This window comes from Lentilactobacillus raoultii (assembly GCF_900411375.1).
Classification (GTDB): Bacteria; Bacillota; Bacilli; order Lactobacillales; family Lactobacillaceae; genus Lentilactobacillus; species Lentilactobacillus raoultii.
In genome coordinates this window covers 61,619-83,195 of the sequence record NZ_LS422980.1, presented here as the reverse complement: position 1 = coordinate 83,195, position 21,577 = coordinate 61,619, and the positions used below count along the sequence as shown (strand labels likewise).

Below are 21,577 nucleotides of genomic sequence, written 5' to 3'. Positions count from 1 at the left end.
TCCTCCTAATCTTGACTGGTAGCCGTGTAAAAGGCTTTTTCAATCACTTTTTCTTCTGAAATTCCCGGTTTAGTGTAGTCACGAATCAGTTTACGCATCTTGTGATAGTCACGAGGATAAACTTTGATAAAGGTCTGTTTTTCGATTTCCCAATTATCCAGAATCTTACGGGCAGTTTCAGAATCGGTGTATTGAACGTGTTTCTTTAGGAGTTCTTGCAAAATGCTATCATCACCGGCCTCATCCAGATGATAGAGGTCAACCAGATCACGGTTACAATTTTTTTTGAAATCATGGGTCCAGTCGTAAACATAGGCGACACCACCTGACATCCCGGCAGCGAAATTACGCCCAGTGCGGCCAAGAATAACAGCGACACCGCCGGTCATGTATTCACAACCGTTATTGCCGACCCCTTCAACGACCACGTTGGCACCAGAATTACGGACACAGAATCGTTCGCCAGCCCGGCCGTTAAAGTAGGCTTCACCGCCGGTTGCACCAAAGCAGGCCACGTTACCGACAATTGGTGAATGGGTATAAAGTTCTTTGGCTTGATGCGGAGCGGCCACAATTAGTCGGCCACCGGATAAGCCTTTGCCTACGTAGTCGTTGGCTTCGCCCACCAGCTTGATTTCAAGTCCTTTGGTAATAAAGGCACCAAAACTTTGGCCAGCCGTGCCATGATAATTAAACCGCAGTTGTCCCGGTTTTAAACCATAGTTGCCAAAGTGGGCTCCGATCCAACCACCCAGCCGGGTCCCAACTGCCCGATCAACGTTGCTGATTGGCAGGTTGATTGTGGTAGCATTATGATTTTTCAAACTGGTTTCAGCAAACCGGTCCAAATCCGGCCAGTCGTACTTTGGCTTGAATGGATTGGCTTTTTTACGCTCAATGGTAATGGTTTTATTTAGCATGCGATCATAATTAAGTGTTTTGGATTTGCCGGATGGCATGTATCTTGGCTTCAAATGTTCACCGTGACCAACCATTTGATCAACAGTGCGATAACCTAAAGCTGCCATTTGTTCCCGCAGATCTTCAGCCAAAAAGTGCATCATGTTAATGACGTGTTCAGGTCGACCAGCGTATAGTTTACGTAGCGCCGGATTTTGGGTCGTGATACCAACTGGGCAAGTGTTAAGGTTGCATTTTCGCATCATAACACAACCGATGGAAACCATCGTCAGGGTCGCAAAACTGAATTCTTCGGCGCCCAACATGATGGCAATGGCAATGTCTCGGCCAGTTAGCAACTTACCGTCGACTTCCAGCGTAGTTCGCTGTCGTAATTTGTTGAGGGCCAAGGTTTGGTGAGCATCGGCCAAGCCCATTTCCCATGGCAGACCACAGTCACGGGTTGAATTTCGTGGTGCAGCACCGGTACCGCCATCGTAACCTGAAATGACAACCGTATTGGCGCCGGCTTTAACCACGCCGGCTGCAATGGTGCCAACACCAGTTGAAGAGACCAGCTTAACATTAATCTTGGCGTAGGGGTTGACCTGTTTTAAGTCATAGATTAACTGAGCCAGATCTTCAATTGAGTAAATATCATGGTGAGGTGGCGGTGAGATTAACTGGACGCCGGCGATCGAACCCCGGATGCTGGCAACCCACGGATAAGCTTTTCCGGCAGGCAGCTGACCACCTTCACCCGGCTTGGCACCCTGAGCCATTTTGATTTGAATTTCTTCAGCACTCATCAGGTATTCAGTATTTACGCCAAAGCGAGCGGTTGACACCTGCTTAATCTTACTGTTGCGATTAAGTCCATCGGCACCAACGTGGAAGCGACTTCGACTTTCGCCACCTTCACCGGAGTTACTGCGGGCTCCCAGCTTATTCATCGCAATGGCAATTGTTTCATGTGCTTCTTCTGAGAGGGCACCAAAACTCATTGCCCCAGATTTGAAACGTTTCACAATTGAACTAACCGGCTCAACCTCACTTAGGGGCACCGGTTTATTGCCATTTTTTTCAATTCGCCACATGGACCGCAGGGTGACCGGGCTTTCTTGGGCTTCTTTATTCATTTCAGCCGTGTACTTTTGATATTCTTGATAATCGCCGGTTCGGACGGCTTTTTGGAATTGGTAAATACTCTTTGGATTATAGAGATGCTCTTCGCCGTCGACTTTATATTGAAAACTGCCACCGGAAGGCAAATCGTCAACGGAGTGGTTACTAAAGGTCAACTGATACTTTCGATAATATTCATCTTCAATTTGATTTAAACTAATGCCACCGATTCGGGTGGGGGTCCCGGTAAAGTATTGTTCAACTACTTCATCGGAAAGACCAACTGCTTCAAATAACTGAGCACCTTGATAGCCGGCGGTAGTTGAAATCCCCATTCGGCTCATGATCTTAATGATTCCCTTGGTTGATGCATGGCAATAGTCTTCCAAGTGGTTTTCCAGTCCGCGTTCTCGTAAAGTCGCAAATGCGCCATAAGGATGGATCGCAGCGGCACCGTAACCCAAGAGGCAGGCAAAGTGGTGAATTTCACACGCTTCGGCAGTATCGACGACAATCGAAGCAGCCGTGCCCTTTCCTTGGCGAACCAAATAATTGTGTAAGCCGGAAACGGCTAAAAGAACCGGAATCGTCATCTGATTATCGGCAACCGGGCGATCACTCAATACCAAAATGGTGGCCCCGTTATCAATTGCATTTTCTGCTTGAGTAAACAGTTCCTTCAGTACGTGCGCCAGTCGATCAGGTGTATCCGTCAAATCGTAAGCCAACGATAATTGGGCGACTTTTAGGGAGGGGAGATCCAAACTCAGGATCTTGGCGTACTCTTGATCATTTAAGATAGGACGGTTGATTTTTAATTTATGACAGTTTTCAGCCGTATCTTTGGTACAGTCACCATCTCGACCAAGAAAGCCAAAGGTGCCAATCACCACTTTTTCTCGCAGCGGATCAATTGGTGGGTTGGTGACTTGGGCAAAGGATTGTTTGAAGTAGGTAAACAATGATTGCGGTTTTTTACTTAAAACAGCTAATGGGGAATCAAAGCCCATCGCAACAACCGGCTCGCCGCCATTTTTGGCCATTGGAATCAAAGCGGTTTGAATCACCTCGTGGGTGTACCCGTTTCGAAGCCATAGTTTCTTTAAACTTTCCTTTGAGATACTGGCCTCTGGTTTAACTTCAGGTAATTTATCAAGTGTCAGACGGTTGGCATTGAGCCATTGTTGATAGGGATGAGCTTCGGCGCATTCACGCTGAGCTCATCCGTTTTGGAAATTCTGCCGGTACTGGTATCAACCAGAATCATTTCAGCCGGAGCCAGGATTCCTTTATCGACGATATCACTTGGATCGACATCGACAACGCCGGATTCCGAGGCAACCACTAATTGGTTGTCTTTGGTTAATGTGAAGCGGGAAGGCCGTAAGCCATTTCGATCAAGAAAGGCCCCAACCTGAATGCCATCGGTAAAGCAAAGTGCAGCTGGCCCATCCCAAGGTGCCATGAACGTGGCATTGTATTCATCAAATGCCCGTTGCTCATCTGACATTTCTGTGCCACTGCCCCAAGCTTCCGGCACCATCATCATCAATGATTGTGGAATCGAGCGGCCATGGCGGTATAAGTATTCCATACAATTTTCCAGTTTAGCGGAATCGGAATCGTCTTCGTCATAAATTTCGATGCCGTGACTGGTCATCCAGTTTTCGGCGCCCTTTAATGTATTGATTTCACCGTTATGCGCTAAGAATCTAAAGGGTTGAGCCCGATCCCAACTTGGAAACGTATTGGTTGAAAAACGGGAGTGAATTAAGCAAATCGCACTCTTCATCTGGGGATCATGTAGATCCGGATAGAAGAGACTGACTTGATAAGCGTGCAACATGCCCTTGTAAACAATTGTGCGGCTCGATAGGGAACAAATATACATTGATTGACGGTCAAAAGTTTTTTCCAATTGACGCCTTAAAATGTAAAGATGATCTTCAAAATCCTGGCCCGGGTTAATATCAACCGGACGTTGTAAAACAACTTGGACGAAGCCGGGCATTGATTGCTGGGCTGCTGGACCACAATTTTCGTACACAAACGGCACGTTACGGGTCCAAAGCACCGGAAAGCCGGCGGCATCAATTTGACTGGTAACAGCTTTTAGCATTGACGCCTTTTCATCAGCGTCATGGGGTAAAAAGAGTTGGGCGACTGCGTAGTCACCGAACTTTGGTAATGTTAACTCATATTTTGCCATTTGATTGCGGAAAAACGCGTCCGGAAGTGCCATTAAAATCCCGGCACCATCACCAGTATCGGGTTCGGCCCCGGTACCACCACGATGATTCATTCTTTGTAACATGGTCAGCGCTTTTTCCACAATTTCGTGACTCGGATGGCCATCCACTTGAGTAATAAAGCCCATCCCACAGGCTGCATGCTCAAATTTAGGTGAGTACATTAATTTGTCGTCATCCTTTAAGCGATCCATGAAACCACCTACCTTAATAATTTAAACTTAGATTGTCCATACCAATTGTGTAGTTCTCATAATATTCTAATAATTGCAAAATTACAATCTTTTTTTGAATTTGTTAATAAAAAAGTCGGGATTTTCCTTATTAATATATGAAATATGTGAATAACTGAATAAGAATAATTTTAAGTATCAATTATTCCATTCGCAAAAATCAGAAAATTCTAAATGAATATTAAGTTTGGTATTGCAAAAGTGGGTCGGAAGCGTTTATAATTTAATCTAATTTTAATGGTACGGATTTGCGGGAAAATTATTTCTACAAATATTCCAAATGTATGTAAAAATACATAGTCCAGAAGGTATAATGTTAATTGAAACAGACATCATGGAAGGGAGAATCGCAACATGGCAACTTTAAAAGTAACGGATCTTCACGTCGCAGTTGAGGATGAAGAAACCAAGAAACAGCAGGAAATTTTGAAAGGTGTCAACTTGGTCATTAACACGGGTGAAACTCACGCGATCATGGGACCAAACGGAACCGGGAAATCGACTCTGTCTGAAACAATTATGGGGAACCCGAATTATCACGTTACCCAGGGTGACATTACCCTGGATGGGGAAAGCCTTTTAGACAAAAAAGTTGATGAACGGGCCCGCGCCGGCTTGTTCCTGGCGATGCAGTACCCGGTCGAAATTAAAGGGATTACCAATTTGGAATTCATGCGGACGGCTGTTAATGCGACCTGTGATAAACCACTACCAATCCGAAAGTTCTTGAAGAAACTTGATGAAAACCTGAAAGTTTTGAATATGTCGGATGAGATGACTGAACGTTACTTAAACGAAGGCTTTTCCGGTGGTGAAAAGAAGCGTAATGAAATTCTTCAGCTAATGATGATCCAGCCAAAGTTTGCGATTCTCGACGAAATCGATTCAGGCCTTGATATTGATGCGCTTCAAGTGGTTGCCAAAGGGGTTAATCATATGGCAAGCCCCGACTTCGGCACCTTAATGATTACTCACTATCAACGATTATTGAACTATATCCATCCGGATCAGGTTCACGTCATGATGGATGGCCGAATTGTTAAAACCGGTGACGCCAGTTTGGCAGAAAAACTGGAAGCAGAAGGTTACGCCGGCTTGAAAGATGAATTGGGCCTGGATGTCAATCTGGTTGACGACGATGTCAGTGTTGGGGGAGGGAAGTAGCCATGCTTTCAACGAAAACCCGAAAATTAAATCCGGGATTATTAAAACAAGCTCAATTTGATCATGAGCCTGAGTGGTTGACGAATCTGCGTCAAAAAGCTTGGCAGCAGATTGATCAATTGACACTACCGGTATTTGATAAGGTCAATTACCACTCATGGCCGTTGCTCAACTTTGCCGAGACTGAGCAGCCGGTTCGTGATGATCCAAGCCAATTATTGGATGCAACGGATCATTACCATTTTGTGAGTGTTGGGAAACAAACCTTTAAAAATCAGCTTAATGACACTTTAAAAGATCAGGGTGTTATTTTGTGTGATATGCAGACGGCGGTTCGAGATCATAGTGAGCTGTTGTCAAAAAATCTTTTCGCAAAAGCAGTTGACTACCGTGAAAATCGCTTGACGGCCGTTAATGCCGCTTTGATGAACGGCGGGACCTTTCTTTATGTCCCTGATAACGTCACACTGGAGCAGCCAGTTAATTTAATGGCGGTTCAAGATAGTCGGGGCCAAGAAAATTTTGTTAACCATACATTAATTCTCGCCGGTGCCAACAGCCATTTTTCTGTTCTCCAACGGGTTTCAACCATTGGTGATCAGATTAATCCGGCCCATGTGACAGTTGAGATCGTGGCTGAAGACGATAGTTACGTCAAATTTTCCGCGTTGGATACACTGGGTGAGAAGACTTACGCTTACTATAATCGGCGGGGTTACCTGGCCAATGGTGCTCGAATTGATTGGACGATGGGCGTCTTAAATGATGGTTATACTGTCGCTGATTTTGACTCCGATCTAAAAGGTGACGGCTCACATACAGAAATGCAAACCGTCGCTTTGTCCACTGGCCGCCAGGTTCAAGGATTGGATACCCAAGTCACTAATTACGGCCGTCATTCTGAAGGCAATATTTTACAGCGTGGGGTCTTGCTGGATCGCTCAACCCTGATTTTTAACGGGGTTGGCAAAATTATTCATGGCGCTCACGGTGCCAAGGCCCAGCAAGAAAATCGGGTATTGATGTTGTCACCCAAGGCCCACGGAGATGCCAATCCGATTTTACTGATTGATGAAAATGATGTGATTGCCGGTCACGCTGCCAGTGTGGGACAAATTAATAAAAAACAGCTGTATTATCTGATGAGTCGCGGCCTTTCCAAAAAGGTTGCCAAACGGTTGGTTGTTCGAGGCTTTCTGGGCGTTGTCCTACGAGACATTCCAGTTGAGGAAGTCAGAGAGCAAATGGTAGAGATGATGGAAAGGAAGCTTTCAAATGAGCAAGGGATTGAATAATTCAAGATCGGATTTCCCGATTCTTGACCAAAAAGTGAATGGCGAACCGCTGGTTTACCTGGATAATGCGGCGACAACTCAAAAGCCGGTGAGTGTCTTAAATTCACTGGTCCACTACTATGAACATGACAACGCAAACGTTCACCGTGGTGTCCATACCTTAGCTGAACGGGCAACTGAAGAATTCGAAGCAGCTCGGGATAAAGTAGCGGCATTCATTAATGCGCCAAGCCGCAAATCAGTTATTTATACCCGTTCCACAACGGAAAGTTTGAATTGGATTGCGTCGAGCTTTGGCAACAGTGTCGTCAACGAAGGCGATGAAATCGTCATTTCAGAATTGGAACACCATAGTAATGTAGTACCTTGGCAGCAGGTTGCCAAGAAGCAGCACGCAACCTTAAAGTATATCGGCTTAACGGCTGATGGTGAGTTGGATATGGCGGATGCTAAAAAGCAAATTACCGATCGGACCAAGATCGTTTCAATTGCGCATGCTTCAAACGTTATGGGCGTCCTCAATCCGATTAAGGAGTTGACTCAGCTGGCTCATCAGCACGGGGCCTATATGATTGCTGACGGCGCTCAGTCCACACCTCATTTGAAAGTGAATGTTCAAGATCTGGACGTTGATTTTTACGCTTTTTCAGGTCATAAGATGTTGGCACCAACCGGCATCGGCATTCTGTATGGCAAACCGGAAGACCTTGATCAAATGGAACCGGCTCAGTTCGGTGGCGAAATGATTAACGAAGTCCATGAACACGCTGCCGATTGGAAAGAATCTCCTTGGAAGTATGAAGCCGGGACACCGAATATTAGTGGCGCCATTGCACTGGGAAGTGCGGTCGATTATTTAACTCAATTGGGCATGGATAACATTCAGGCCTACGAACAGGAATTGGTTGATTATACCTTGCCCAAATTATTACAGATTGACGGCATCACGGTGTATGGTCCGCATGATCCGGCTAAGCATACCGGGGTCCTGTCATTTAATTTAAATGGCTTGCATCCCCATGACGTCGCAACTGGTTTGGATATGGATGGCATTGCCGTTCGAGCCGGCCACCACTGTGCCCAACCGTTAATGGAATATCTAAGTTGTGAAGCAACCTGCCGGGCCAGCTTCTATTTCTACAACACAAAGGAAGAAGCCGACCGTTTACTTGATGGATTGAATGAAGTAAAGGAGTTTTTCGCAAATGGGATTGGCAAAGCTGAACGAACTATATAAAACGGTGATTATCGATCATGCTCAATTTCCCCGACACAAGGGCGAATTAGCTAATCCAACGGGTGAAAAACGATTGAAAAATCCAACCTGTGGTGATGTGATCAAGGTTTCGGTGGTTGTTAAGGATAACAAAATTGCTGACGTTGCGTTTGACGGTTCGGGATGCACCATTTCCCAAGCTTCTGCCAGTTTGATGACAACGGTTCTTCTTGGTAAGGACGTTCCGACGGCTCGAAGATTGATTTTAGCGTTTTCCAAGTTAATCAGCGGTGATGATATTGATGAAGCCGATGAAGAATTATTGGGAGATGCGGCCATTGTTGGCACGGTGGCAGAGTTTCCAACTAGAATCAAGTGTGCGGCACTGGCATGGCACGCAATGGATGAAGTGTTGAATGAGGAAGGAAGTGGGGCAGATGACTGACGTTTCAGAAGTACTTGATGATAAAGACTATGAATTCGGCTTTCATGATGATGTGAAGCCCGTTTATTCAACCGGCCTGGGGTTAACTGAAGAAAAGGTTCGTGAAATTTCAAAGGCCAAAGATGAACCCCAGTGGATGTTGGATTATCGCTTGAAAGCTTATCATGCCTATTTAAAAATGGCTGAGCCGGGTTTTGGCCCGGATTTAACCGGCCTTGATTTGGAACACATGAAGTTTTTCCAACGGGCAACGGATAAGCAGTATCGTGATTGGGATGATGTGCCTCAGGATATTAAGACAACTTTTGACCGGTTGGGCGTGCCCCAAGCGGAGCGAAAATATCTGGCAGGCTCCTCGGCCCAGTACGAGTCCGAAGTGGTCTACCACAAGATGGAAGAGCAATTCGATAAGTTGGGCATCATCTTTACAGACACGGATACTGCATTGAAAAAGTATCCGGATCTGTTCAAAAAATGGTTTGGCAAATTGGTAAAACCAACAAATAATAAATATGCGGCGCTCAATTCGGCGGTATGGTCCGGTGGCACGTTTATTTATGTGCCAAAGGGCGTCACGGTGACAACGCCGATTCAGTCCTACTTCCGAATTAATGCCGAAAAGTCCGGCCAATTTGAACGAACCCTGATTATTGTGGATGAGGGCGCTCACTTGGAATACGTTGAGGGCTGTACGGCGCCGACTTATAAGAGTGATAGTCTGCATGCGGCAGTCGTTGAAGTTAACGTGTTGCCGAATGCCTATTGCCGCTACACGACGATTCAAAACTGGTCGAACAATGTGTACAGTTTGGAAACCAAGCGGGCCCAGGCGTTGGATAACGCGATTATGGAATGGGTTGATGGAAATTTAGGCTCTAAAATTACCATGAAATATCCGTCTGTTTACTTAAATGGTGAGGGTGCCCGGGGAACAATGCTGTCAATTGCGGTGGCTGGTAAAAATATTGACTCGGATACCGGTGCCCAAATGATCCATAATGCCCCTAACACGTCATCATCAGTGATTTCCAAATCAATTTCTAAAGATGGTGGTGCTGTGGACTATCGTGGGAAAGTTAAATTTGGTCGGCACTCGGACGGTTCGTTTGCCCACGTTGAATGTGACACGATCATTATGGATGATAAATCAACCAGTGATACAATTCCGTATAATGAAATTTTGAATGACAACGTTTCGATGGAGCATGAGGCCAAAGTGTCGAAAATCTCTGAGGAACAGCTTTATTACTTAATGTCACGGGGAATTTCTGAACAAAAGGCGACGGAAATGATCATCATGAGTTTTGTGGAGCCGTTCACTAAGGAGCTCCCGATGGAATACGCTGTCGAGCTGAACCGATTAATCAGCTTTGAAATGGAGGGATCAATCGGATAGTGAGCGAACAAAAGCGATTAACACCCGGATGATAAGACGTCAATCTGGGAAATCCTGTTTTGGGATTTTTCAGATTGATCTCTTATCAGGAGTGGTGTTGCTTTTGGTAGCTGTCCTAAGGATAGTGAGCGGATTAAAGCGGTTAATCTACGGAGACTAAGGCGTCGAATGGCGGAAAGCCTGGGCTTGGCTTTTTGCCATTCGATCCCTTAGACGCAGTAGATTGCTTTGAGGAGCTGTCCTAAGGATAGTGAGCGGATTCAAGCGGTTAGCATCCGGAGGATAAGGCGTTGATTCGGAAAATCCTGGGCTTGGATTTTTTGAATCAATCCCTTATACGGAGCGATGTTGCTTGGAGTAGCTGTCCTCAAACCATTAAGCAGACAGCCCCAAAACCCAACAAGGAGGTATCACGAATGAGTGAAGTTAATAATCGGCCATTTAAAGAGAAAGCTTTAGACGTCTTGGAAAACGTGATCGATCCGGAATTAGGTATTGATATTGTTAATCTGGGTTTAATTTACGGCGTCGAATTGGATGATAAGGGATTATGTACACTAACGATGACGTTGACAATTGCTGGATGTCCATTAACGGATTATCTAGATGAAGCAATTCGTGAAGAATTAACCGGGTTTGATGAAGTAAAAGACGTTTATATTAACGTTGTCTTTGAACCGGCCTGGTCGATTGACAAAATGTCAAGAGAGGCCAAGTTGGAACTAGGTATTCATTAAATTCAAATCAAAAATGGTCCTCATCATAGCTAGCAAGTTGTTAGCTGTGATGAGGACCATTTATTTAATGATATGGTGGCAAACTTATGAAAGCTTTCAAGCCAATCTACGTGAGTGAGCTTGGATTCAAAACAATTACTTAAGGCGCTGGCACGTTCATTTGGCGATCAATCGTTGACCGACCGGTAGTGTAGTTAAAGGTCACCTTGGGTTGCACATTAAACAGATAGACATTAAAATTAAGCGTCCGATCTGTACTGATGGCCTCGAGGTGAATTCCTCGGGCCATCAATTCTTTGCCCCTGAAAATCGGCTTGGCAAAGAAAATCACCCGCTTGCCGGCTTTTAACGCAGACCGGATTTTTTGTTCATAAATTGTTTGAACCCGTTGATTGGAAAAGGCGGTCTGGGTAAACAGGTTTTTAGGATTGTTTTGGTCGCCGGAAGTGTCACCGGGGCTGTAATGGCCATTTTGATTAATGCCTTTTGAGATGGAATAAGCGATTAAATGACCCCGGTTGATAATCGGTTGGCGATCTACAAATTTTTGGTGCCAGGCAGTTGGTTCGACGAATTGACGAACTCGGTTGTCATCAGAAGCCAGGTTGCGACGTTCTAAGTAAGCTAAGTTGCCGCGGCTGGTCCGGTTTAAAGTATCTAAATTTGAATAAACGACGTAGTTGGTCCGCCACTTTTGGGGATTTAATTTGGCCCGATTATGATTGACGTAGACGAAGCTTGACTCACCAGAGTGATAGGTTAATTTCGCTAGTTGATCATTTGAAACGTTATTTTTAGTTGTTTGATTGATCGTTTGGGTGGCCTGATTGAATAAATCAGTTAGTGAACTTGGTTGACCACCGGTAAAGTACCAGGCTCCGGCTAAAACGATCACTGTCACCAGCCAACCAAACAGCCTGTTTGATTGCCGGTTCTTTTTTCTGCGTTTACTCATATTAAAATCGTCCTTAGGCAACAAAAACTCAGCGGCCACAGGTTGTCACCGCTGAGCATCATTTTTTGGTTATTGTTAAGTCAAATTAGCTTGCAGCCAAACAGATTTAACTCATTAAGGCAAATCATTGCCTGCTGCGAAGTACAGATTGTACCATTCCTGCTTGGTTAGCTCAATGTCAGCACCGGCAGCACTATCCTTAATGTGTTCCGGATTCATGGTACCGAGTAACACTTGAACGTGAGCAGGATGACGAAGAATCCAGGCAGTCGCAATCGCGTTCTTTGAGGCGTGGTACTTCTCGCCGAGTTCTTCTAGTTTTTTATTTAGTTTAGGATATTTTGGATCATTGATGTACATTCCGGCAAACAAGCCGTAGTTAAATGGTGACCAAGCTTGAATGGTCATGTGTTTACGACGGCTATATTCCAGAATACCGCCATCGTGATCGAGACTGGCATCATCAATCATATTAACGTGCATCCCTTCGCGAATCATGCCGGAGTGAACGACGTTAAATTGCAACTGGTTGATTAGCAGTCGCTGACTAACCCAAGACTGCACCATTTCTACTTGTTGTGGGTTGAAGTTGGAAACACCGAAGTGACGAACCTTACCTTCTCGTTGGAGGGTGTCGAAAGCATCGGCAATATCATCAGCTTCCATCAGTGGATCCGGTCGGTGTAACAGAAAGGCGTCTAAATAATCGATACCCATTCGTTGAAGAATTCCGTCAACGGCATCAATCAGGTGTTGCTTTGAAAAATCATATCGGGCGCCAAAGACCAGTCCATCATGACTGCGCTTTGGATCGAGGATGATGCCACCCTTTGATTGAATGTATAAATCATCTCGGGGAATACCGGAAGCTTTGAGCGCTTCTTTGAAAGTTTTCTCCGAACCACCCTCACCGTAAATGTCAGCCGAGTCAATATAATTGATACCGGCTTCATGGGCAGCCTTTAGCGTTTTAGCGGCGTCTGCGGTGGCCATTCCGGCCATGCGCATGATACCAAGTGCAACGGCAGATGCTTCAAAGTGCGTCCCACCGATTTTGACAGTCTTCATAAATAAAAGAACCTCCTTTATTGGTACCTCTTAATTATAAGCCAAAAGCGGGGGTGGGTGAAAGCGAACATTGGCTGATTGGGGAAATTTAAAGGCTGTTTCTGGCGTGCCAAATGCGTCATATGATATACTTTTGATACTGAAATATCGACATATCTTTCGCAAAATATTATTTTGGTAGTTTACCGGGAGGACCTTTCTTGAGCGAAACAACGATTACGGGATTGATCAATCAATATGGCTACTTGGCGATTGCATTTTTAATTGCTGTCGAGAATCTGTTCCCGCCCATTCCATCCGAATTGGTTTTGGTCTTTACGGGCTATTTAACGTTAACCAGTCATTTGACGATTCCGGGTGCCATTTTAGCTGCTACGGTTGGGGCCTACGTCGGGGCATTGATGCTCTATGGAATCGGCCGCTTATTAAGTGTGCCCCAGTTAGAAAAGATGGTTGCCGGTCGACTGGGCCGCTTGCTGCGGCTTAAACCCGCCGACATTGATAAGGCCGCCCGGTATTTTGAGCGGCATGGCGGCTGGGCAATTTTAATTGGGCGGTGTATCCCGGTTGTTCGAAGCTTGGTCTCACTTCCGGCCGGAATGACAGCCTATCCGTTGGTGCGTTTTTCCGGTCTGACGTTATTTGGAACCCTGGTTTGGAACACGGTGCTCATTTTGACCGGTCACTATGCGGGGCATGCCTGGACTAGGCTTCTGGTAATGATTGATCAGTGGTTGGCAGTGCTAGTCGTGATCTTAATTGTGGCAGCAGGATGTTATGGATACTATTGGTTTTCAAAATCAAAACAGAACTGATCTTGATACAAGGGCAATTTTAGAGTGATTTTTGCTGGCAGGTTTCTACTTACATGTAACAATCAAAAAAGCGTGTTCGAAGATGTCGAACACGCTTTTTGAAATGAACTAAACTAATTTGTTGACGCATTGCTTTCGTTAGCATCTTGCCCTGACATTAACTGCTGATAATATGTCAAGTCGACAGTGACAGTTGTTTTGAAGTCACCGTTCTTTGACGAAAAAATGATATCGTCTAGTGGAGTTGGTTTTGGCCGCTTTGATTGATTGATTAAGGTTGTTCCGATCAAGTCCTTGGCCTTTTCCAACGCCTCTTGTTTAGTAAGTGCTTCCGTCCAAGCACCGTTTATATCCGGAATTTCAACGCTATAACCAATTTCTTCATGATGTAAAATAATCGGGTAAGTGAGTTCACGTTTACTTTGTTTGACCATATTGAAACCTCTTTTCAGTCAAATAGTAGACAATTTTCACATCCCATTATAGAAAGAGAAGTTCGAATTTACTAGGGGATTTGGAAGACTTTTTTAACTTATTTTGAATTAACCAACTGATCGGCCCTGGATTTGGTATCAGTGCCGCTTAAGTGCTCAAAAAAGAGGCGGTGCCGGCTGGCAAAGGAATCAATTAACAGATCGACAACAATTAATAACAGTACCAGCGTGGTTGCCAGAATGCCCCAGTGAATAAGTGACAACTGGGATTGCGGCGCCGTCCCGGTTAAATCAAGTAGTTTGATGGTGGCATAGAAGGTGCCGCCGATGATGCCGTAAGAAAATAAATTTCGAATAATGACTTGATACCAGCCGGCGCGGTGGCCAAATTTATTGGTCACTCGAATTCGAACCAGTTGCATGCCAATTGACCGCTGAAAGAAAATTTCCGGAATAATAATGAGGATAAACCAAGCCATTAAGGTGGTTGTCCAGTCATCGTTATTACTTTGTAAAATGATCGAAATCAGTGAACTGACAAAGATGATCAATAACCAGTCAATGGCTAAAGCAGTTAATCGACGTAAGCCGGAAATACTGCGATTACGAGACAAAGCATGGGCTTGATCTTTTTGAGGCGAAGGAAGAATTCTTCTCAGCCAGTTGGTTATCCAGTAGCCGAGTAAGCCCCCGGTTGTGTTTAGCAACAGATCGTCCACGTCAAATAACCGATATGGTCGGGGATAGAATCCGTACAAACCGGTATACTGGGTCATTTCAAAGAATAATGATAAACAGAAACTTAAGAGTAACGTTTGTTGCCAACTTCTTTGAAAATAGTAGTGTAAATAAAAGCCAAACGGAACCGTTAAAAGAATATTAAAAGCCGGTTGAATGACAGTTGGTGCCTTTAAAGCAGCCAGCCAAGTGCCGGGATGAAATAATGAAAACGGATTGTACTTAATGAAGTCGGTAATGAACATCAACGGCACAAAGTTATGAGTAGGCGTTGTTAAATGGGCCACAAAGCTTCGGCTGGGTAAGGGTAAAATGGTTAAAAAATAAGCGCATAACATGTAAAAAACAAAGGTGTAAAGCACAAAAATATTCCATTTGGGAAGTGCACCATAGCGGTGGTAATTAACTAGTAGAATTGGTAAGGTCAGCAAAAGTGCTAAAAATGGAAAAAAGAAAACAGCAGTATAAATCACATTAATGTATTGAGACATCGGCTTCTCCTAGATTTTAACTTTAATAATTTTAATTTGATAGGTTAAATTGGGGGCTTGAACAGTCACCACGTCACCGGTACGATGGTTTAAAAGTGCAGCACCAATTGGCGAAGCAATCGAAATCTTGCCATGATCAATATCGACTTCCGGTGTGCCGACGATTTGATAGGTCTCAGTTGATTGGTCATCTAAAAATTTAAAGGTGACATACTTACCAACTTCGACATTGTCACTTTTAGATGGCGTATAAATTTTGGCGTATTGTAATTGTTTGCGTAGAAAACGTAAGCGACTCTCTAAATGACGCAAATCACGTTTAGCGGCACTATATTCAGCGTTTTCCGACAAGTCACCCAAAGCTCTGGCAGCCGACAAGGTTTTAATTTTAGCAGGCCGGTCAGCTTCAAGTTGCTGAATCTCGGCTTGAAGCTGATGGTAGCCGGCTTGTGTGATCTTATTGAAATGCGGTTCCAAAGAATCACTCCCTATAGATATATCAATCATAATTTTATATCATTTTTAGAAATTGGCCTAATGATTTGCGATATTTTTCGCTTAATTTGTTGTTGCGATAACTTAATGGATTCAAAAGCGGCCATATTCAATTATTTTTCAATAATTTTAGCTAAAAAATAAGGTGGTTAATTACAAAATGAAGTGCCTCATTGTCCGTAACAATAGGATTCTGTCTTAAATATTACCATAAGCGGTTTTACTTTAACACGTTTGTAATTTTCCGGTTACCTCCATGTAAATCCAACGGTGTATATTCATAGTCGTTGATTAATTACGGAGGGGAAAAGTTATATTATGAAGTTAAAAAAATCGATTGTTACGTTAATGACGGCACTCACCATGTTTGGAACTTTCCAAGTTGCCGCAACCCAAGAAATCGCTAACGCACAAACTACCAGCACTTATAAATCAAAATTATCAAAGGCTAATCTTGCCGCTAAAAAGTGGATTGCCTACCACGAATCCCGTGGGTCCTACACTGTTCGTAATGGCCGTTACATTGGTCGTTACCAATTAAGCTCATCATACTTACATGGTGACTATTCAAAAGCTAACCAGGAAAAAACTGCTGACCGCTATGTTAAAGCCCGCTATGGTAGTTGGGTAAATGCCAAGAAACATTGGCGTGCATACGGCTGGTATTAAGAACAGCTAACTAAAACCAAACTAATCGCTTAAAATCGCAATTGCTCGAAAGCTATCTTTCGTTCAGTTGCGATTTTTTCAGTTCTGTCAACGGGTAGTTGATCTTTCAAGCCAGAGTCGGTATGGTTTCTCAGAAAATAACATTGTGATTGTGCGGATTTAATGGTAACATATCTTTATTACGTTAAACACGAATGAAAAGGGAGAACAAGATGAATAATGTTTCTGTTTCGGGTAATAAAACGCCAATTCGCAATGCAATTTTAGGCTTTCAACATTTACTTGCCATGTACTCTGGGGATATTTTGGTACCGTTGTTAATTGGTGGTGCGTTAAAGTTTAACGCGGCTCAGATGACCTATTTGGTGTCGATGGACATTTTCATGTGTGGTGTGGCGACACTGCTTCAAATTAAACGAACGCCGATTACCGGCATTGGCCTGCCGGTGGTCTTGGGGTGCGCGGTCGAGTATGTTGCGCCACTTCAGTCGATTGGGAAAAACTTTGGCTTGGGGTATATGTACGGAGGAATTATTTGTGCCGGCTTATTCATTATCATTGCCGCTAAGCCCTTTGCTCATTTGCGAAAATACTTTCCACCGGTGGTAACGGGCTCATTAATTACGTTAATTGGATTTACCTTGATGCCGGTTGCGTTTCAAAACTTGGGTGGCGGTGATTCAACGGCCAAAGCCTTTGGTAATCCAACTCATTTATTTTTAGGAGCGTTAACAGCACTGGTCATTATTATCTTAAATATCTGGGGCCACGGCTTCTTGAAACAAATTGCGATTTTGATCGGGATTTTAGTCGGGACGGTGGTTGCCATTTTAATGGGCACGGTTGGCTTCCAATCGGTTGGCCAGGCTCACTGGGCTCAACTACCTCAATTCTTTTATTTTTCGGCGCCCAAGTTTGAATGGTCATCGATCGCGACATTAATTTTGGCCGCTTTGACCTGTATGATTGAATCAACTGGGGTTTACTTTGCCCTAAGCGATATTACTGGGCGTCAATTAGCTGATCGCGATTTGGAACACGGTTATCGTTCAGAAGGGTTGGCTGCTATTTTAGGCGGGGTCTTCAATACATTCCCGTACTCAACTTTTTCACAAAACGTTGGCATTGTGCAATTATCCGGAATTAAGAAATTAGCTCCTATTTATTATTCGGCCTTCTTCTTAATGATCTTGGGACTGATTCCCAAGTTTGGGGCGATGGCAACGTTGATCCCGGCATCGGTGCTTGGTGGCGCCATGCTGGTCATGTTTGGGATGGTTGGTGCTCAAGGAATTAAGATGCTTTCTCAAATTGAGTTGAACAACAAGAATCTACTAATCATTGCAGTTTCAATCGGTTTTGGGTTAGGAGTGACGACCCAACCGAATCTGTTCCAGTACTTACCGGCGACTGTTCAGGTGATTATGAGTAACGGAATGGTTGTGGGGAGTTTTACAGCCGTGATTTTGAACATTTTACTGAATCATACCGGCTTAAAAGACCGGATTGAATAATGGTACAAAAAAACAGTTGGTTATCTGAGAATGCTCTCGGAAGCCAACTGTTTTTGATTTGCTAGATTAAATTATTGATAATTGTCGTAAAGCTTTTCGAAATTAATGGTTCCCAGTCCAGTTGCCTGATTATACAGCTTACCAGGTTGGCCAACGTAATAAAGATTGGAATTGTTGGTAGTGCTGTCCATGACGGTAAATGGCGTTTTGGTCTTGTCCTGGGCTAATTGATAAATTTGTGGATTCCAGAAGCCCATTCGCTGACCCTTGCCACTGTTCATAACAGCTGCGGCACCGTTGAACTGTGGTGCGACAAAACTGGTGCCACCGGTTACGTGCCAACCACCTGCTGCCTTATCATAAACTTGGTAGCCGGTTAGTGGGTCGGCATTGGCAGAGACATCCGGATAGTTTCGGCCGTAATCAGTCCCACTGACCAGCACCGGGTTGGTTCGTGGTTGTCTCAAGTTTGAGACGTATTCGCGAGCATTAAAGGTATTGACTCCGGAAACGCCTTCTTGGTACTGTGGCGTGTTATAAAGGTGACTGATGCCACCACCGCCACCGGCCATTGCCTGCGAGTAAAGACTGAGATTTTTTAGCATATTATGACGGCCTTTGATGTAAGCGTCAAACAGATAGTCGCCACCCCAGGCACGTTCTTTGTCGACGGAGACTTTCACCCCCTTGGCAAGTTTCTTAGTAAATGGTAAGGTTGTGCCACCTGTTGTGGTTACCCACGGATTATCGGCGGGGAAAATTGCATAGGTACTGTAATTTGGCAAGCTGATTGGGCCAATTTTACCACCAATCCCGCCAGCATAAGCACCGGAGTCACCAGAAGCGACAAAGGTGGAGACCCCTTGGAGAGCGCCCTGGGCCATGACAATGTTCATAATCTGGCCGTAAACCGGCGTCAATAGTTTCTTGTCTTTCAAATAATGGGTCAAATATTCGCTGAGTCCCCAACTCATTGAAAGGGAACCGGCTTTATTTTCGTCAAAAGCGGTTGAAAAAGCATTGACTAGGCCAACGTCACTGAAGTTGGTTTGATAAACCCGAACATTGGCTTTTGGGGCAACGGTCCCAGCCTGCTCAGTATCAACACTTGTTTCAATTTGATTGAACTTCGTGTTGGTCGTTTGAGCTGCCGGACTGGCTAACTTTTTAACACTGAGCCGGTTAGCACTGCTATTGACACCTTGCGCTTTCCAAAAATGGGTAACATCGGATTTCTTGAAACCGGCAAATGAGATAATCCCAACGGTCTGTCCTTGGCCTTGATAACCTTTATCGTACAAGGACTTGAGATTATATCGATTAGTGAACTTACTTGGTGAATATTTCTTTTCTGGTCCCTGAGTTTTGTGACCCTTTTTAGCTAGGCCGCTTGCTTGATTGTTAAAACTGGTAATTCCCAGAATAGTTAGAACGTGATCAGCCAGTTCCACTGGCATCTTTGGCTTTTTACTTGAAAACTGAACCGGATTATTGTGATACTTAGCGGTTTCAAGGTTGGTTGAAAAAGCTTTATTAACGTTCTTAGCCGTTCCGGAAACCTTGATGATCAGACCATTGCTAAAAACGTGACTCTTTAAATGGTACTTTTTAAAGTACGGTTGGTATTGACCGGTGACCTTTGCCGGTTGGCCAAATTTAGCTCGAAATTTAGCCGGCGTGTAAAATTGTTTAAAGCCGGTTTTACCGGGTGTATTGACGTTATAAATTTCATTGGTTAACTGATCTTGATTCTGCGGCTTTAGGAAAACATCCAGTTGAACTCGTTTATTGGGTGACATCTTCTGCTTGGCCATTAGCGCTTTTAAGATCTTACTAATACTGTACGTGGTTTTACCAGCATGCTTCTTTTTTGAAGCAGCGGAAGCAGTTGGCGTCAGCATTAACAAAACAGCCAGACTGGTAATGCCCGTTGTCCATAATTTTCGTTTCTTCAATTAACTCATACCCTTCCTGAAAAAATCTCCCCATACTTAATCACCCCTGATTAAGCAACATGTGCCCCTGTTAGAATATTGTGTTAATTCCTTCAGTGAATTGCACGCTATGTATCGAACAAGTCTCCGGGAATTTTAACGATTGGGTCAATTGACAATCATGATTTAATTAACCCTTCCCCATGGTGCGAGTTGAGGATCACTTCCTTTCCGATCATTGTTAGGGTACTCTGAATGTGTAAACGTGTCAATTGGATTACATAAATGTGAATTTTGTGTGACGAAAATTGTAACAATTGTTATCAAACTTGAAAATTAGATAATGAATGATTACCACATTCGATCACGGGGGTTAACTGATTAGCTGAATTTAAAATCAAAAAAGAACCACTACAATGCTTGACTGCAAAGTGTGGTTCTAAGTGAAAAAATTGAATTTTTATCGATTACCAACTTGGCGCGTATTGTTCAACCACCTTTGAAATAATCTCCAGTAAATCATTGATTGGCTCTGAAGTCTGCTTAGTCTTCATATAGGTAATGCCGAAGTCAGCCGTCAACGCATCAGAAGGAATTTGAACGATGTTTAAATTCTTCTTTTTATCATCGCTGATGAATTGATCTGAAACAAAGACATCTGGTGCCACAGTAACGCCCAGCGCATTAATTGCCAGGTTGGCAGCCAAGTGAATGTCCGGAACTTCCAAACTGTATTCTGGGGAAATGCCTAAATCACTAAGGTAGTTGTTAACAGCACGTTGGTAGAAATCCTGCTGTGGAATGCCGATGAACGGCTCGCCTGACAATTTACTGAAGTCCAGACTCTTGTAGTCGACTTTATATTTGCCAGCTTGGAACAGGGATGAAGATGACGGAATAATGAAGACTAACGGGATTTTAGCAACTGGTTGATATTCAACCTTTGGATTTGATAGTGGTTGACCCACAAAGAAATCCAGTGACCCGGATAACAGGCGCTTTTCCGCGTCCCGACTATTCATTCGAATGACTTGCGCGTGAATCTTCGGGTATTTATGTGAGAACCGAATCAAAATGGGTTCGTAGATATCATTTGATAACACATCGTTTGACGCAATGGTCAGATGACCGTATTTAAACTCGGAGAGGTGCGTCATTTCTCTGTCCAAGTTGGCACGAAGCCGGTTTTCCTCTTGAAGATAGGATAATAACTTTTCACCTGCATAGGTTAATTGAATCGGATGAGATGATCGGTCAATTAATCTAACGCCAAAGTTAACCTCGGCATTTTTGATAACCCGACTAATATATGGTTGGGTGACAAACAATGCTTGAGCTGCCTTTGACATGTTGCCTTGAGCCTTAATTTCTTCAAGAAACGAAAGTAATTTACTATTCATAATTTTTCTCCTTTAGGGACCTTTCATCTTTTATACTTTACCAGCCTTTAGTTACATATTGATTATATGCCATTCAGAAGACAGATGCATGCATAATGACTTATCAACTTATTAAAACATAGTGGAAAGTCAATAAAAAGTATACCAACTTGTAATAGACTAGTAAAGTCATAATGGCAACCGTTTATGTAGATTTACTGAAATTTAATATCTTAAAACGATTACTATACCGTACTAACATAAAAATGTGAATTTTTTGGTAACAAAAAGTGAAAACTTTGTGTAAAATGGTAAAATTGAGTCA

16 protein-coding genes and 1 pseudogene are annotated in these 21,577 nt (G+C 43.8%); 9 read left to right on the top strand and 8 right to left on the bottom strand.

Annotated elements, in window-relative coordinates; all coding sequences use genetic code 11:
• Window positions 1-5 precede the first annotated feature (5 nt).
• Window positions 6-4,468 (bottom strand): annotated as a pseudogene (gene gltB / locus ED605_RS00310) (glutamate synthase large subunit).
• Between the two features lie 393 nt (window positions 4,469-4,861).
• Here gltB and sufC point away from each other — a divergent pair.
• From sufC to ED605_RS00280, 6 genes are all read left to right on the top strand, one after another.
• Window positions 4,862-5,671: a Fe-S cluster assembly ATPase SufC gene (gene sufC, locus ED605_RS00305; protein ID WP_121976945.1), complete on the top strand. Its 810-nt coding sequence runs from the start codon at window positions 4,862-4,864 to the stop codon at window positions 5,669-5,671.
• Window positions 5,672-5,673: 2 nt separating this feature from the next.
• Window positions 5,674-6,966 carry a Fe-S cluster assembly protein SufD gene (sufD, locus tag ED605_RS00300; RefSeq protein WP_121976944.1) on the top strand — a complete coding sequence of 431 codons (1,293 nt, stop codon included), beginning with the start codon at window positions 5,674-5,676 and terminating at the stop codon, window positions 6,964-6,966.
• Window positions 6,947-8,203 (top strand): cysteine desulfurase, encoded by a 1,257-nt coding sequence (locus ED605_RS00295; protein ID WP_121976943.1) that lies wholly within the window; start codon window positions 6,947-6,949, stop codon window positions 8,201-8,203. Before sufD ends, ED605_RS00295 begins: the two co-directional genes overlap by 20 nt.
• Window positions 8,172-8,627, top strand: coding sequence for a Fe-S cluster assembly sulfur transfer protein SufU (gene sufU, locus ED605_RS00290; protein WP_121976942.1), 456 nt, complete (start codon window positions 8,172-8,174; stop codon window positions 8,625-8,627). Before ED605_RS00295 ends, sufU begins: the two co-directional genes overlap by 32 nt.
• The gene (gene sufB / locus ED605_RS00285) at window positions 8,620-10,023 is read left to right on the top strand and encodes a Fe-S cluster assembly protein SufB (protein ID WP_121976941.1); all 1,404 of its coding nucleotides are present in this window, start codon (window positions 8,620-8,622) and stop codon (window positions 10,021-10,023) included. Before sufU ends, sufB begins: the two co-directional genes overlap by 8 nt.
• Before the next feature lie 416 nt (window positions 10,024-10,439).
• Window positions 10,440-10,760, top strand: coding sequence for a metal-sulfur cluster assembly factor (locus ED605_RS00280; protein ID WP_121976940.1), 321 nt, complete (start codon window positions 10,440-10,442; stop codon window positions 10,758-10,760).
• A gap of 139 nt (window positions 10,761-10,899) precedes the next feature.
• On the opposite strand, the gene ED605_RS00275 is transcribed toward ED605_RS00280, so the two are convergent.
• Both ED605_RS00275 and ED605_RS00270 read right to left on the bottom strand, forming a co-directional pair.
• On the bottom strand, window positions 10,900-11,715 hold the full coding sequence (locus ED605_RS00275) for a DNA/RNA non-specific endonuclease (RefSeq protein ID WP_121976939.1): 816 nt from the start codon (window positions 11,713-11,715) through the stop codon (window positions 10,900-10,902).
• 114 nt (window positions 11,716-11,829) lie between these two features.
• On the bottom strand, window positions 11,830-12,783 hold the full coding sequence (locus ED605_RS00270; RefSeq protein ID WP_121976938.1) for an aldo/keto reductase: 954 nt from the start codon (window positions 12,781-12,783) through the stop codon (window positions 11,830-11,832).
• Window positions 12,784-12,983: 200 nt separating this feature from the next.
• Between ED605_RS00270 and ED605_RS00265 the strand changes: the two genes are divergently transcribed.
• A complete protein-coding gene (locus ED605_RS00265) occupies window positions 12,984-13,598 on the top strand; it encodes a DedA family protein (protein ID WP_121976937.1) in 615 nt (204 codons plus the stop codon).
• A 113-nt stretch (window positions 13,599-13,711) separates the two neighbouring features.
• Here the strand turns inward: ED605_RS00265 and ED605_RS00260 are convergent, their stop codons facing one another.
• The 3 genes from ED605_RS00260 to greA all read right to left on the bottom strand — a co-directional run bounded on the left by ED605_RS00260 (window position 13,712) and on the right by greA (window position 15,738).
• A complete protein-coding gene (locus ED605_RS00260; RefSeq protein ID WP_121976936.1) occupies window positions 13,712-14,032 on the bottom strand; it encodes a type II toxin-antitoxin system HicB family antitoxin in 321 nt (106 codons plus the stop codon).
• A 98-nt stretch (window positions 14,033-14,130) separates the two neighbouring features.
• Window positions 14,131-15,261, bottom strand: a complete 1,131-nt coding sequence (locus tag ED605_RS00255; protein WP_121976935.1) for a VanZ family protein — start codon at window positions 15,259-15,261, stop codon at window positions 14,131-14,133.
• Between the two features lie 9 nt (window positions 15,262-15,270).
• Window positions 15,271-15,738, bottom strand: a complete 468-nt coding sequence (gene greA, locus ED605_RS00250; protein WP_121976934.1) for a transcription elongation factor GreA — start codon at window positions 15,736-15,738, stop codon at window positions 15,271-15,273.
• A 336-nt stretch (window positions 15,739-16,074) separates the two neighbouring features.
• Between greA and ED605_RS00245 the strand changes: the two genes are divergently transcribed.
• Together ED605_RS00245 and ED605_RS00240 are read left to right on the top strand one after the other, a co-directional pair.
• Window positions 16,075-16,425, top strand: coding sequence for an aggregation-promoting factor C-terminal-like domain-containing protein (locus tag ED605_RS00245; protein WP_121976933.1), 351 nt, complete (start codon window positions 16,075-16,077; stop codon window positions 16,423-16,425).
• Window positions 16,426-16,637: 212 nt separating this feature from the next.
• Window positions 16,638-17,939, top strand: coding sequence for a nucleobase:cation symporter-2 family protein (locus ED605_RS00240; protein ID WP_225418995.1), 1,302 nt, complete (start codon window positions 16,638-16,640; stop codon window positions 17,937-17,939).
• A gap of 71 nt (window positions 17,940-18,010) precedes the next feature.
• On the opposite strand, the gene ED605_RS00235 is transcribed toward ED605_RS00240, so the two are convergent.
• Both ED605_RS00235 and ED605_RS00230 read right to left on the bottom strand, forming a co-directional pair.
• Window positions 18,011-19,840 (bottom strand): S53 family peptidase, encoded by a 1,830-nt coding sequence (locus ED605_RS00235; RefSeq protein WP_162919709.1) that lies wholly within the window; start codon window positions 19,838-19,840, stop codon window positions 18,011-18,013.
• 500 nt (window positions 19,841-20,340) lie between these two features.
• On the bottom strand, window positions 20,341-21,273 hold the full coding sequence (locus ED605_RS00230) for a LysR substrate-binding domain-containing protein (RefSeq protein ID WP_121976931.1): 933 nt from the start codon (window positions 21,271-21,273) through the stop codon (window positions 20,341-20,343).
• Window positions 21,274-21,577 lie beyond the last annotated feature (304 nt).

Coding starts and splice junctions, on each gene's coding strand:
- sufC (WP_121976945.1), top strand. CDS start 4,862: ATGGCAACTTTAAAAGTAACGGATCTTCACGTCGCAGTTGAGGATGAA.
- ED605_RS00240 (WP_225418995.1), top strand. CDS start 16,638: ATGAATAATGTTTCTGTTTCGGGTAATAAAACGCCAATTCGCAATGCA.
- sufU (WP_121976942.1), top strand. CDS start 8,172: ATGGGATTGGCAAAGCTGAACGAACTATATAAAACGGTGATTATCGAT.
- ED605_RS00280 (WP_121976940.1), top strand. CDS start 10,440: ATGAGTGAAGTTAATAATCGGCCATTTAAAGAGAAAGCTTTAGACGTC.
- sufB (WP_121976941.1), top strand. CDS start 8,620: ATGACTGACGTTTCAGAAGTACTTGATGATAAAGACTATGAATTCGGC.
- ED605_RS00230 (WP_121976931.1), bottom strand. CDS start 21,273: ATGAATAGTAAATTACTTTCGTTTCTTGAAGAAATTAAGGCTCAAGGC.
- ED605_RS00235 (WP_162919709.1), bottom strand. CDS start 19,840: ATGCTGACGCCAACTGCTTCCGCTGCTTCAAAAAAGAAGCATGCTGGT.
- ED605_RS00245 (WP_121976933.1), top strand. CDS start 16,075: ATGAAGTTAAAAAAATCGATTGTTACGTTAATGACGGCACTCACCATG.
- ED605_RS00275 (WP_121976939.1), bottom strand. CDS start 11,715: ATGAGTAAACGCAGAAAAAAGAACCGGCAATCAAACAGGCTGTTTGGT.
- ED605_RS00260 (WP_121976936.1), bottom strand. CDS start 14,032: ATGGTCAAACAAAGTAAACGTGAACTCACTTACCCGATTATTTTACAT.
- ED605_RS00255 (WP_121976935.1), bottom strand. CDS start 15,261: ATGTCTCAATACATTAATGTGATTTATACTGCTGTTTTCTTTTTTCCA.
- ED605_RS00295 (WP_121976943.1), top strand. CDS start 6,947: ATGAGCAAGGGATTGAATAATTCAAGATCGGATTTCCCGATTCTTGAC.
- sufD (WP_121976944.1), top strand. CDS start 5,674: ATGCTTTCAACGAAAACCCGAAAATTAAATCCGGGATTATTAAAACAA.
- ED605_RS00270 (WP_121976938.1), bottom strand. CDS start 12,783: ATGAAGACTGTCAAAATCGGTGGGACGCACTTTGAAGCATCTGCCGTT.